Source organism: Caballeronia sp. dw_276 (assembly GCF_018449635.1).
Lineage (GTDB): Bacteria > Pseudomonadota > Gammaproteobacteria > Burkholderiales > Burkholderiaceae > Caballeronia.
Window position 1 is genome coordinate 313983 of the sequence record NZ_JAAVUV010000006.1, and the last position, 13326, is coordinate 327308.

General features: G+C 60.5%; 11 protein-coding genes and 1 tRNA gene. 7 read left to right on the plus strand and 5 right to left on the minus strand.

What is annotated here, in order from left to right; translation table 11 throughout:
• Nucleotides 1-49 precede the first annotated feature (49 nt).
• Entirely contained in the window at nt 50-1888 is a 1839-nt protein-coding gene (locus tag HB633_RS15230; RefSeq protein ID WP_213778896.1) for an ABC transporter ATP-binding protein, read from the minus strand.
• Nucleotides 1889-2853: 965 nt separating this feature from the next.
• Here HB633_RS15230 and HB633_RS15235 point away from each other — a divergent pair.
• The 3 genes from HB633_RS15235 (at nt 2854) to HB633_RS15245 (ending at nt 5534) form a co-directional block, all read left to right on the plus strand.
• Nucleotides 2854-3918 carry a glycosyltransferase family 4 protein gene (locus HB633_RS15235; RefSeq protein ID WP_213778897.1) on the plus strand — a complete coding sequence of 355 codons (1065 nt, stop codon included), beginning with the start codon at nt 2854-2856 and terminating at the stop codon, nt 3916-3918.
• Between the two features lie 298 nt (nt 3919-4216).
• Nucleotides 4217-5026: a hypothetical protein gene (locus HB633_RS15240; RefSeq protein ID WP_213778898.1), complete on the plus strand. Its 810-nt coding sequence runs from the start codon at nt 4217-4219 to the stop codon at nt 5024-5026.
• A gap of 34 nt (nt 5027-5060) precedes the next feature.
• Complete coding sequence (locus tag HB633_RS15245) at nt 5061-5534, plus strand: DUF2214 family protein (protein ID WP_213778899.1); 474 nt, start codon at nt 5061-5063, stop codon at nt 5532-5534.
• An 88-nt stretch (nt 5535-5622) separates the two neighbouring features.
• Here HB633_RS15245 and HB633_RS15250 read toward each other — a convergent pair.
• The 4 genes from HB633_RS15250 to HB633_RS15265 form a co-directional block, all read right to left on the minus strand.
• Nucleotides 5623-5697: transfer RNA gene (locus HB633_RS15250), tRNA-Val, on the minus strand.
• Nucleotides 5698-5776: 79 nt separating this feature from the next.
• Nucleotides 5777-6514 (minus strand): DNA polymerase III subunit epsilon, encoded by a 738-nt coding sequence (gene dnaQ, locus HB633_RS15255; RefSeq protein ID WP_213778900.1) that lies wholly within the window; start codon nt 6512-6514, stop codon nt 5777-5779.
• 12 nt (nt 6515-6526) lie between these two features.
• Entirely contained in the window at nt 6527-6985 is a 459-nt protein-coding gene (gene rnhA, locus HB633_RS15260; protein ID WP_056354265.1) for a ribonuclease HI, read from the minus strand.
• Nucleotides 6985-7830: a class I SAM-dependent methyltransferase gene (locus HB633_RS15265; protein WP_213778901.1), complete on the minus strand. Its 846-nt coding sequence runs from the start codon at nt 7828-7830 to the stop codon at nt 6985-6987. The genes rnhA and HB633_RS15265 overlap by 1 nt, the downstream gene beginning before the upstream one ends.
• Nucleotides 7831-7848: 18 nt before the next feature.
• Between HB633_RS15265 and gloB the strand changes: the two genes are divergently transcribed.
• From gloB to carA, 4 genes are all read left to right on the plus strand, one after another.
• Nucleotides 7849-8652 carry a hydroxyacylglutathione hydrolase gene (gloB, locus tag HB633_RS15270; protein ID WP_213778902.1) on the plus strand — a complete coding sequence of 268 codons (804 nt, stop codon included), beginning with the start codon at nt 7849-7851 and terminating at the stop codon, nt 8650-8652.
• A gap of 157 nt (nt 8653-8809) precedes the next feature.
• Nucleotides 8810-10468 (plus strand): transglycosylase SLT domain-containing protein, encoded by a 1659-nt coding sequence (locus HB633_RS15275; protein ID WP_213778903.1) that lies wholly within the window; start codon nt 8810-8812, stop codon nt 10466-10468.
• 104 nt (nt 10469-10572) lie between these two features.
• A complete protein-coding gene (locus tag HB633_RS15280) occupies nt 10573-11814 on the plus strand; it encodes an MFS transporter (RefSeq protein WP_213779092.1) in 1242 nt (413 codons plus the stop codon).
• A gap of 362 nt (nt 11815-12176) precedes the next feature.
• Entirely contained in the window at nt 12177-13316 is a 1140-nt protein-coding gene (gene carA / locus HB633_RS15285) for a glutamine-hydrolyzing carbamoyl-phosphate synthase small subunit (RefSeq protein WP_213778904.1), read from the plus strand.
• The last annotated feature ends 10 nt before the right edge of the window (nt 13317-13326 follow it).

A 13326-nucleotide genomic window follows, 5' to 3' on the forward strand; every position in this document is an offset into this window, starting at 1 on the left:
GCTTCGGTTTCTGCCCGAAGCGGTTTTTTATTTGCCTGAAAAGGCCCAATTACGTCTGTTCGGCCTTGGCCGCGAGTTGCTGCGAGGGCATCGTGGTCGGCGGCAACTTCCCATGCTGCTTCGACAACAATTCCCGATACAAACCCGGACGATCCCGCAATTGCTGCGGCGATCCGTCATCGATTACCTTGCCCGCGCTCATCACGATGATCCGGTCGAAGCCCTGCAGCGTCGACAACCGGTGCGCGATCGCGATCACAGTGCGGCCGACCATCAGCCGGTCGAGCGCTTGCTGAATGGCTTCCTCAGATGAGCTGTCGAGCGCGGACGTGGCTTCGTCGAGCAGAAGAATCGGTGCGTTCTTCAGGATCGCGCGCGCGATGGCAATCCGCTGGCGCTGACCGCCCGACAACTTCACGCCACGATCGCCGACGATGGTATCGAACCCTTCAGGCATCGCTTCGATAAAATCCGTGCAGCGCGCTTCGCGAGCTGCGGCGAGCACTTCTTCGCGTGTAGCTTCCGGCCGGCCATAAGCGATGTTCTCGTAGACCGTCCGATGAAACAGCGAGATATCCTGCGGCACGAGCGCGATCGACATCCGCAAGCTGTCCTGCGTGATCAGCGATATATCCTGCCCGTCGACCTTGATCGCGCCGCCTTGCGCTTCATAGAAGCGTTGCAACAGGGCGAGCACGGTCGATTTCCCCGCGCCCGATTTGCCGATCAGCCCGACGCGCTGACCCGGTTCAATATGCAGGTTGAATTTATCGAGGATCGGACGGCGGCGCGGATACGCAAACGTCACTTCTTCGAAATCGACACGGCCGCCTTGCGGCACAAGTTCGGTGGCGTCCGACCGGTCCGGCATGCCGTGCGGTTCCAGCAGCGTTTGCACGGCTTCCGAAAGACGCGCCACGTGCTGCGTCACGTCCACGAGCGCCACGGCGAGATCCCGCGTGCCGTGAAGAATCGTGAAGCCGAGCGAACTGACCAGCACAATATCGCCGGAAGTCGCCTGGCCTTTCGACCAGAGCCACAGCGCCCAGCCTAGCAGCCCGGCGGACAGGATTGCCGTCACGACCGCGTGAAAAAGACGCAATTTTTCGAGGTACAGCAAGCTCTGCTGGCGCGCGACCATTTCGGCCTTGACCGTCGAGCCGAAGCGTTTTTGCTCGCGGAACGTCATGCCGAAGGCACGCACGAGCGCCATGTTGCCGATCACATCGACCAGTTCGCCGTCCACCGACGCCGCCTTCGATGCAAACGTGTGATGCCGTGCCGACCCGCGCCCCGCCAGTCTGTAGAGCACGAAAGCGAGAATGGCGGACGCCAGCATCAACCCGCCGGCCATCAGCGGATTCACCGCGATGATCATGAAGATCGCGCCGATCACCGCGATGCACGGCGGCAACACGTTCCACGCCATGGTGTTTTCGGCGGTATAGATCGCGTTCGATGTCGCCGTGATCCGGCTCGCGAGCATGCCGGGCTGTTTCTCCGAGAAGTACGTGGGAGAGTGGCCGCTGAGATACGAGAATAAATCACGCCGCAAGTCGCCCGTCACCACGACGAACGCATGCGCGCCGACCCAGCCGCCGACCCGCCACAGCAGGTTATCGGCGGCGATCAGGCCGACCAGGATCATGAAGGCAGCCCAAAGCGGGCCGGGATGTCCGCGGCCCTGGCCGAGCACATCGATCAGATGTTTGATCGCGTACTGCGAAGCGAGCGCGCAGCCGACAGCCGCCAGCACGCTGACCAGCACGATGGTGTGCGCGACGGGATGCCGGCGGATGTAACGAAACAGGAACGCAAGCGGGCGATGCGCGTAGCTCGCTAGCTTGGCGTTGTGTACGTTACGCTGGGAGACGGTGAGTTGGTCCAATTGGTCGTTTTAGGTCGAGTAGAGCGGTTGAGCGCGGTGCTTCGCCGTGGCCACAAGCAAGGCGCGTCGGGCAGTCCGTCCGGGCATCCAATGCAGCAATCAATCAAGCCAAACGCCGCGCAGCGACGATTGTTGAATTGTAGCCAGTGTAGCGAGCCAAATCCCCTCGCGTAGTCCTTTCCGTGGCACTTATCCATCAGAACTCACGCAAATTCCGCGAAAGCGGGTCGCTTTGCCAGGTACCGATGGCGGGATGGCGTCCTGCACTTCGCCAAAATTCCGTCCTGCCGTGCTTGAATGGCTCGTGGTTATTCGCCATACATCGGGCGAATGACCGCCTGGTTTGCCGAATACTTCCTGCAACTTCCTGCGAAGGGTTAGAGCACGTGGCGGTCCTGCTGCGAGAGAATTGCGATGGAACGCATTGATGGACATCCCGGTCATGGCGCGCCGGTCGTCACAGTTTGGCCTGACCGCATCGGCTTGCTTCCAGAGAAGCGCTGCGGCGTGTTCGTACAATGTAGAACAGCCTTGTTAAACAAGGGCTTGCAAAGTGTATCGACGATGTAACAACGTAAATAAGTTGAAATGCGGGCGTGAAAAGCTTGTAAAAACCGCGATACTCCGTGCGGGTTTGCCCTTAGATTTTTTGACAGCTTGTTGTAGGTTCCGGTCAACGGCCTTGCAGGTTGTGCGTTTATCGCTAGGTGCGCCGGTTTTACGAGATGGACCCGTTCTTGCTCTTTGGGATCACCCTCCGAAACAGACGCGCGAAGCAAGAAGGGCGGAAGGGCACAAACCCGAAACACCCAAGCAACAGCGAAGCATCGCGATTTTTTTCTCGTGCTATTGGCAATTGCGCTGGATGACCAGCATCGTGCCAAGCCCGGGTGGGCGATTCGCTTGATTAAACATGACCGATGCCAAGCGCATCAATTTGCCTGACATTATTAGGAGTTTTCGACATGCGAATCGCTCAAATCGCGCCTCTCCACGAAGCCGTCCCCCCGAAGTTCTACGGCGGCACGGAGCGCGTGGTGTCCTATCTGACCGAAGCCCTGGTTGAGGCCGGTCACGACGTCACGCTGTTCGCGAGCGGTGATTCGCAAACGTCCGCGAAGCTCGAAGCGTTCTGGCCGCAGGCGCTGCGCCTCGACCCGACCATCCGCGACACGATGGCGCCGCACATGCTGTTGCTGGAAGAAGTGCGCCGTCGCGCCGATGAGTTCGACGTGCTGCATTTTCACATCGACTACTATCCGTTCTCGCTGTTCTCGCGCCAGCCGGTGCCGTTCCTGACGACCATGCACGGCCGTCTCGACTTGCCGGAACTACAGCCGATTTTCAGCACGTTCAATGAAGCGCCGGTCGTTTCGATCTCGGACAATCAGCGCCAGCCGCTGCCGCAAGCCAACTGGCTTTCGACGGTTTATCACGGCCTGCCGGAAAACCTGCTGACGCCGGTTCCCAACGTTGAGCCGGGGTATCTTGCGTTCCTCGGCCGTATCTCGCCGGAAAAGCGCGTTGACCGGGCGATTCGGATTGCCGGCGCTGCGGGCATGAAGATCAAGATCGCCGCAAAAATCGATAACGCCGACCGCGCGTATTACGAAGAGCAGATCAAGCCGCTGTTCGCGTTGCCGCACGTTGAGTACATCGGCGAAATCAACGAGCAGCAAAAGACCGAATTCCTCGGCAACGCGCACGCGCTGCTGTTCCCGATCGACTGGCCGGAGCCGTTTGGTCTCGTGATGATCGAAGCCATGGCGTGCGGTACGCCGGTGATCGCGTTCAATCGTGGGTCGGTGCCGGAAGTGATCGAAAACGGCGTGTCGGGGTTTGTCGTGGAAGACGAACTCAGCGCGATCGCCGCTGTGAAGCGCCTTCACACGCTGCCGCGCGCCAAGGTGCGCCAGGCGTTTGAAACGCGTTTCTCGTCGAAGGTCATGGCCGCCCGTTACGTCCAGACCTACGAAGAGCTGCTGCGCGCAAAGCGCCGGACCGTGCTGCGCGAAGTCAACGCAAGCTAAGTCCACCGCTCACACCGCTCACGCGGGTGATCAAACAACGCCCCGTGCGCCTTCAGGCGCACGGGGCGTTGTTGTTTTGACACACTGAAAGGCCAAGCTGGAAGGGTTATCGGCGGGTTGGAGGGGCAAGCCTCATGGCGGCTTCGACATTCTCCATATAATGTGCTGGCTCCGCCAAAAGACGACGTGATTGGCGGAATTGGACGGTTAGACGTGGAATTTCCAGTAAAGATCAAATTGCGCGCCGGCAAACATTTGAATCGTGCAAACAAGGAAAGTCGTGAACAGGAGCGAAGTTTTGGCGAGAACGAAGCAGAGTAGCGCGAAGCCGGCACCGATTACGGTCGCGGGCGCCGGCACCGTGTTCGCGCTGCGGGCGATCGGACTCGTGCTCGTCGCTCGCTGGATGTTCTCGATGTCACAGATGGGCTATTTCTCTTCCATGCGCGCAATGACTTCATCGCCATGGGCTTGCATCAACCTCGTTCTGCTGTTTCTTTTGCTGTTTCTTCCGGGCGCCCGCGCGCGTGCCGAACGGCCGCTGCATCCGTTGCCGCAATGGTTGCGGCAAGCGTTGCGTTTGCTCGCGCTGTTGAGTTTCGTATTTGCGGTCTGGTCGGTGGGATTTTTCACGTGGACCGCCGGCTGGAAAAGCGCGGCGCACGCGCTTGCGCAAACCAACGGGTGGCTGCTCGTCGCGCCCGCGCTTTACGCCGTGGTGCTGTGGATCTGCCGGCCGCGTGCACTCTGGCGTTCGAATTTCGCAGCGCGACGGTTTGCCATTGGCCGTTATGCCATTTCCATCGATAACGCCACGCGCACCGCCGTGGTCTGGGCCGAAAGCCGCAAGCTTGGTCAGTACGATGCACGGGAGTTATCGGTGAAATGGCCGGAAGGCTTCAAGACATCCGAAAATGCTGCTGCTGCGGTTCCTGCCAAACGCCCGTTGTTCAGTCGCGGAGCGCGCGCCAAGATGGAATTGCTGTGGGATTCGCCCGCCGCTGCCGGTCATAATCGGAAGACTGTGTTCCGCACGCCGCTCGCTAGCGAAGGCGACCGGAAGGCCGCGCGGGCGCTGGAAGTATCGTTGGGTCAGAGCCTGAATTGACGCGCCCGAACCTTACTTGTGCAAAGGAGATCGCATGCTCGCTCGATGGTGTCTCGCAGCCATTCACTTGCTGGCGTTTGGATTTGCACTTGCTTCGGTTTTCGGGCGGGCGAGGGCGTTGCGCCAACTTGATCCTGCCAGTTCGATCAGCGCGAATTCCGCCCGCCTGAAGCAGGTTTTTCGCGCCGATAACATCTGGGGCGTTACCGCGCTCATCCTGCTGATCACCGGCGCGACGCGCGCGTTTGGCGGCTTCGAAAAAGGCAGTGCTTATTATTTGCACGAGCCGCTTTTCCACCTGAAGATGACGGCGCTCGTGCTGATCATCCTGATCGAAATCTCGCCGATGATCGCCTTGATCAAATGGCGCATGGGCGTTGGCCGCGGCACGGTGATCGATCTGGGCAAGGCACGGAAGTTCGCCGCGATGAGCGACGCTGAAGGTGGCTTGATCATTGTGATGGTGATCGCTGCAACAGGAATGGCGCGGGGAATTTGGGCGGGTTGAAATCGCGCGCATCACGCTACAAAGAAAAAGGCCCTCAAGCTTTCGCCTGAGGGCCTTTTCACGCGGCATATATTCAACCGCGAAATCCTGGTGGGTGGTACAGGGATTGAACCTGTGACCCCTGCCGTGTGAAGGCAGTGCTCTACCGCTGAGCTAACCACCCGAAGAGCTTTGGATTATGTCAGAGCTTAGCCGTTTCGTAAAGTGATTCTTCGGGTGCGTCAATTATCCTGCTGACCGGATCACCGCGCGGCCGAGATCTGGGCATCGATAACCGTTTCGATTCTCCACACGCTTGTCCCTTTGACCGCTTTGTCGAGGTCATCGAGGGCCGCGAAATGCGCGCTCAATTCTTCCTCCGACGCCAACAGTACCGGCAACTGCAGATCATCCAGCGCGATACGCGGCGCATGACCCGGCCCGGACGTGGGCATCTCGCCCAGCATGTCGATGACCAGGCTTTCCTGGCCGCGGGTCATCGCCAGATAAACTTCCGCGAGCAACTCCGAGTCGAGCAAAGCGCCGTGCAGCGTTCGATGCGCATTGCTGATGCCAAAGCGGTCGCACAAGGCATCGAGTGAATTGCGCTTGCCGGGGAACATCTGCTTCGCATTCACCAACGTGTCGATCACGCCGCCGCACACATCCTTCACGCAAGGCATGCCCAGCAGCGCGAACTCGACATCCATAAAGCCGACGTCAAACGGCGCGTTATGGATGATCAGCTCCGCGCCCGCCACGAAGTCGCGCAACTCATGCGCGATGTCGGCGAACTTGGGTTTGTCGCTGAGAAATTCCGTGGTGAGGCCGTGCACGGCAAGCGCGCCCGGATCGCTGTCGCGTCCCGGATTGACGTAGAAATGCAGGTTGTTGCCAGTGAGGCGTCGATTCACAAGCTCGACGCAGCCGATTTCGATAATGCGATCGCCCGTGCGGGCGTTGAGGCCGGTTGTTTCGGTATCGAGTACGAGTTGGCGCATAGGGATAAAAAGTTAGCCTTCGGCGAGTGAAGTCACGCCGCGATTCGCGAGCGCGTCGGCGCGTTCATTTTCCGGATGGCCGGCGTGGCCTTTCACCCAGCGCCATTCAATCTGGTGCTGGACCACGAGCGCATCGAGCCGCTTCCAGAGATCCGCGTTCTTGACGGGCGTTTTCGCCGCCGTCATCCAGTTCTTCTTCTTCCAGCCGTGGATCCATTCGCTGATGCCTTTCTGGACATATTGCGAATCGGTGTGGATCACCACGCGGCACGGACGCTTGAGCGCCTCGAGCGCGGAAATCACGCCCATCAGTTCCATGCGGTTGTTGGTGGTCGGTGTCTCGCCACCGAACAACTCCTTCTCCTGATCGCCGAAGCGCAGCAACGCGCCCCAGCCGCCCGGGCCGGGATTGCCTTTGCAGGCGCCGTCGGTATAGATATCGATTACTTTGTCCGTGGAGTCTTGGGTCATCAATGTTCGTTGCGTGTATGCGGCGTGGCGACCGGGGCCAGGCCCGGTGCGAGGGCGGGTTTTTTCAGCTTGCGCGGCCCGATCAGGCGCATGCCGCGCACGCGCTTGATGGCGGTGATCATGTAGGCCGCGCCGAAAATGGGCCACCAGCGGTCGCCGGCGGCTTCCATGAATTGATAGCGCGCAAGCCATTGATCGGTGAGAAGAGGCGGACGATAGCAGCCGAAGCGCCCGCGTTCAAGATCGAATCCGAGCAGCTTGATCCAGTCCTTGATCCGCGTGAACGCAATCATTTCATGCGCTGACGGCACGAACGGCCGGCCGGCAACCTTTCCGAGCGATTGCCGCGCGCCCCACAAACTCAGCGAATTGAAGCCGAGAATGATCAACTGGCCCTCGGGCATCAGCACGCGCTCGGCTTCGCGCAACAGCCTGTGCGGATCGCTCGTGAATTCGAGCGTATGCGGCATCACGAGCAAATCCACGCTCTGCGCTTCGAACGGCAAATCCAGCAGGTCGCACCACACGGCGCTGCGGCCCGAAGGCGCGTGCAAACCACGGCTTGCCGATGGCAGCGCGGTCACGCCCGGCCGGGCATCGGCTGAAACCGCGGGCGGGAGCGTGAACGGCGCGCTCGCGGCGCTGGCTGTATCGAGCACGAGGCCGCGATACGGCATGCGATTCTCGCGCAGCGCGTCGAGCCCGGGCAGGCCCAACTGCAGCGCGTGATAGCCAAAAATATCCGATACCACGCGGTCGAGCTGCGCCTGCTCCCAGTCGAGCACGTAGCGGCCGGGCGCAGAAACCGTCCAGGCGGGCCAGTCTATAATCGTTCGCTCTGACATGTTCGGGTGAGTCGCCTTATGAAAACGCTTGAGTACGTGCCGGTTCCGGCGTTTGAAGACAACTACATCTGGGTCATTTCCGACGGAGAAGATGCCGTCGTTGTCGATCCGGGCGATGCCGCGCCTGTCGAAGCCTATCTGACTAAACGCGGTTGGCGGCTGACTGCTATTTTACTCACGCACCATCATCACGACCACGTCGGCGGTGTCGCAAAACTGCTCGTTAGCCGATCGGCCGATGGTGAGATCCCTGTGATCGGCCCGGCCAGCGAGGCAATCGACCATCTGACGCGGCGCGTGAAGCAGGGCGACACCGTAAGTATCGCGAGTCCCGCGCTGGAATGCTCGGTCATCGACGTGCCGGGGCATACGGCAGGGCACATCGCGTATTTCCAGGCTGCGGACACAGAAGGCACGCCGCATCTGTTCTGCGGCGACACGCTTTTCGCGAGCGGTTGCGGCCGGCTCTTCGAAGGCACGCCGCAACAAATGCTGAGTTCTCTCGACGCCCTCGCCGCGCTCCCGGACGCGACGCGCGTTCACTGCGCGCACGAATATACGCTGTCGAACATCCGGTTTGCACGCGCGGCGGACCCTGGTAATGCCGCGCTCGCCGTCTGGCAGAAGGACGCAGAGGATTTGCGCGCGCAAAACCAGCCGACCATTCCAACCACGCTCTTGCACGAACGCCAGGTCAACCCGTTCCTGCGCGTCGACGATAAAAACGTCCAGGCCACGCTTGCCGCCCAGTTCGGGCGTCCAGTGCGCGACCGGCTCGATGCGTTCACGCTCGTGCGCGGCTGGAAAGACAAATTTCGCTAACCCGCAAACATCCGCGGTTATCTTCATCTGAAACGTTGAAATGCATTGCAGGTCCCGGATTTTGCTGTGTTTTTTGCATTTATATTGACGTGATGCGTGCGGTTCCGTACTATCGGGTCCAAATTTCCAAGCACATTTTTTGGAATCCGAGACGTTCATGCGATTGATTTTTAGCGCGCTACTCGTCCTGACTTTGGCTGCATGTGCCAGCCAGGGGCCGACAGCGACCAACTCCCTATCTTCACTCCCTTCCGCCCAGAAGCAGCAAGCCGTAGCTGACACCATCCGCAAGACTGCCGCCGCCAAGGAAACGATCAACGTCGACAAAACGTCAGTCGATTCGCTTTCCGGACCTGACGGCGATTTGTGGGGACGTATCCGCCGGGGCTTCCAGATTCCGGACCTGCAGAGCGACCTGGTCGACATGCAGGTGAACTGGTACGCGCAGCGCCCCGATTACGTCGAGCGCATGACCGGGCGGTCACAGAAATATCTGTATCACATCGTCGAGGAACTCGAGCAGCGGCACATGCCGACCGAGCTTGCGTTGCTGCCGTTTATTGAATCGGCTTATAACCCGCAAGCGCTCTCCGTGGCGAAAGCTGCCGGCATGTGGCAGTTCGTGCCGGGCACCGGCCGCGACTACAACCTGAAGCAGAACATGTTTCAGGACGAGCGGCGCGACGTGCTGGCGTCCACCAGCGCGGCGCTCGACTATCTCTCGCGACTGCACGACATGTTCGGCGACTGGCATCTGGCGCTCGCCGCGTATAACTGGGGCGAAGGCAGTGTGCAGCGCGCGATCGCGAAGAACGAAGCGCTGGGCTTGCCGACGGACTATCAAAGCCTGCGCATGCCGAACGAGACGCGCAACTACGTGCCGAAGCTGCAGGCGGTGAAGAACATCGTCGCGAATCCGCAGATGTACGGGCTGACGTTGCCGGACATTCCGAATCATCCCTATTTCGTGACCGTCACCACGGCGCGAGATATCGATGTGACGATGGCCGCGAAACTCGCCGGCATGACGGTGGAGGAGTTCCGTTCGCTGAATCCGTCGTTCGCGAAGCCGGTGATCCTGGGCGCGACCAATCCGCAAATCCTGCTTCCTTTCGATAACGCCAACATCTTCCAGAAGAACTTGAAGACGTATTCGGGCGCATTGTCGTCGTGGACCACTTATACGGTCAGCGAACGCGCCACGCCCGCGGTGATCGCGCAGAAGATCGGCGTGGATGCCGACACACTGATGTCCGTGAACCGAATTCCAGCGGGCATGCGGCTGAAGGCAGGGTCGACCATTGTCGTGCCGCGCGGCGATGACGACGACGAAGACATCAGCGCCGACGTCGCCGAAAGCGCCATGCTGGCGGTCGAGCCGGACGTGCCCGATACCCGCAAGATGCTGATCCGGGTCCGCCGCGCGCAGTCCATGTCGACCTTCGCTGATCGATACAACGTCTCGGTCGGCCAACTGAAGGGCTGGAACCGGACGCATCGCGATTCCGTGTTGCCGGGTCAGGTGATGGTTCTGCATGTGCCGGTCGGCCGTGCCGTGCCTGCCGAACCAGGTCCGATCCGCGTTGAGACTGTCAGTGCGACGAGCCGGACGAGGGGCGGCGTCTCGAAGATCGGCACGCATGCGCCGCAATCGAAGGCTGTTGTCGCGCGTAACGGCAAGGCCAGCGCAGCGCCGGTCAAGGTGACGCGTGTCGCCGAGAAAGCCAGCGCTCCGACGAAAGCCAAGCCGGTAGCGGTGAAGCCGGCCGCTGCAGCATCGAAGAATACGAAGACCGCCGATAAAAAGAAAAAATAACAAGCTGTCCGTGCGGTCAAGAATCCACGCCGTCACCAAGGTGACGGCGTTTTTATTTGAGCGTGCAAGTTAAACTTCTGCTTCAAATCCTATAAAGCCCTGCGCTGCACATGACGTCCTCCGTTCGTCTTCGCGTGTTCTTCCTGTTCTCGGCCGGGTACTTTGTCTCGTACGTTTTCCGCGGCGTGAATCTGGGCTTCGCGCCGTACATCACACACGATCTCGGGCTGTCGGGCGCGGATCTCGGCTTGCTTACATCGCTTTATTTCCTTGGCTTCGCAGCGGCGCAGATTCCGGTCGGCATCTTGCTCGACCGGTTTGGGCCGCGTCGCGTCACGGCCGGCATGCTGCTGTTCGCGGCGCTCGGCATCGGCGTATTCGGTGCGGCCGGGGGTATCGGCGGGATGATGCTGGGGCGCTTGTTGATCGGCGTGGGAGTGTCCGTGTGCATGAGCGCCGCGTTCAAGGCGCTCGCTCAAATCCTTCCCGTCGCGCAATTGCCGATGGTCAACGGCTTCGTCATGGCTATCGGCGGCCTTGGTGGCGTGGTCGTCGGCTCGCCGCTTGCATGGACGCTGGGCGTGACCGACTGGCGTCACATCTGCTTTGGTCTTGTCGTGATGACGCTTGCGGTGGCCGCTGCCATCTTCCTGTTCGCTCCAGAGCATCGCGATGACGGGCATCGGAAAGCGGACATGCTCACGCAATTCAAGGGCACCTGGCACATCTTGCGCAGCGGCACGTTCTGGAAGATCGCATCGTTTTCGGTGGTGACGCAGGGCGTTTTCTACGCGATGCAGTCGCTGTGGATCAGGCCCTATCTGCTGGATGTCATGGGCCTCAGCGCTCAATACGCGGCGGTGCTGGTATCGGTGCTCGGAATTGCGATGATGATCGGCTGCGTGAGTTTCGGCGCGGCGGCGCGCAGCCTGGCAAAACGGGGAATCACGGTCTACGCGTTTTGTGGCTTCGGCATGGCGCTTTTCGTGCTCGTCCAGGTGTTGATGCTCGTGCGCGCGCCTATATCGCCGGCATTCCTGATCGCGTGCTACGGGATTTTCGGCGGCACGGGCATTCTGAGTTATGCCGTGATGGCCGAGTATTTCCCGACCCACATGATTGGCCGCGCGCACAGCACGCTGACGCTCGTGCTGTTCATCCTGATCTTCGGGTTGCAGGTCGGCATTGGCGCGATGCTTTCGCGCTGGTCCGTGCAAGCGGGGCACTATCCGGTCGCCGCGCATCTGAGCGTGTGGGGCGTGCTGATTGCGCTGCAGATCGCAAGCGCCATCTGGTATGTGCTGCCGCGCAGTGTTCTCGAAAAGCGCGAAGGCGTCGCGTCCTGAGCGGGCAAAGCCCGCCAGGCCTGGTTCACAGCGCCTACCCTGGAACGTCTCTTGCGTGCCACGCGTCTCAAATTTGGAGGGAAGGGCGTTTTCGGGCTATAATTCGAAGGTTTGAGCAAATCAACCTACACCCTAGCGCCTACCTCCCAATCACCGTTCATCCGCCGCGCTTCTGCCTATGCGCGCAACCCGCCTGACGCCTGATTCGCGCTTCTCTCAACAGCAGCGCAGAGGCAGAAAAGGCGAGCGATGCGCCAACGCCGTGGAACGCGATGCGGGTCTGCATGCGCCACTTACAAGGCCGCGCGCGACTCCACGGTCGGATGACAGGTCGGCAACAGGGTGTTCCCAAGGAGCCTCCCGTGTTGCCGTCATTCTCTCCCGCAATCCTCGCACTCGCCGACGGCACGGTCTTTCGTGGTCACTCGATCGGCGCGTCCGGTCACACAATCGGCGAAGTGGTGTTCAACACCGCCATCACCGGTTATCAGGAAATCCTGACTGATCCGAGCTACGCCCGCCAAATCGTCACGCTGACCTACCCGCATATCGGCAATGTCGGCGTGAACGCTGAAGATGTCGAATCCACCAAAGTCCATGCCGCCGGTCTGATCATTCGCGATCTGCCGGTGCTGGCGTCGAATTTCCGTTCCGAACAAACGCTTTCGGATTATCTGAAAGCTGAAAACGTCGTTGCGATCTCCAATATCGATACTCGCAAACTCACGCGCGTTCTGCGTGACAAGGGCGCGCAAAACGGCTGCATTTTGGCGGGTGACGACGAAGCCAAAGCCCTGGAACTCGCGCGCTCGTTTCCGGGTTTGTCGGGAATGGATCTCGCGAAAGTCGTCTCCACGAAAGAGAAGTACGAGTGGACGCAATCCGAATGGAAACTGGAAAGCGGCTACGGCGAGCAGAAGGCGCCGCAATACAGAGTGGTCGCGTTTGACTACGGCGTGAAGTACAACATCCTGCGCATGCTCGCGGAGCGCGGTTGCCACGTCACCGTGCTGCCGGCTGAAGCCACGGCCGCCGACGCCCTCGCGCTCAACCCGGACGGCATCTTCCTTTCGAACGGCCCAGGCGACCCGGAACCGTGCGATTACGCCATTCGCGCGACGCGTGAGTTCATCGCGCGTGGCATTCCCACGTTCGGCATTTGCCTGGGTCACCAGATCATGGGTCTCGCCGTCGGCGCCAAGACCATGAAGATGAAAACGGGCCATCACGGCGCGAATCATCCGGTGAAGGATCTCGAAAATGGTCGCGTGGTGATCACGTCGCAGAACCACGGTTTTGCCGTCGATGCGTCGACGCTCCCCGCCAACGCCAAGGTTACGCATACGTCGCTCTTCGATGGCACGCTGCAAGGCTTCGCGCTCACCGACAAACCCGCGTTCTGCTTCCAGGGACATCCTGAAGCATCGCCGGGGCCGAACGATATCGCGTACTTGTTCGATCGCTTCGTCGGCCTGATGGAAGCGCAAAAAGAAGCAGCCTGAGACGCGGGCC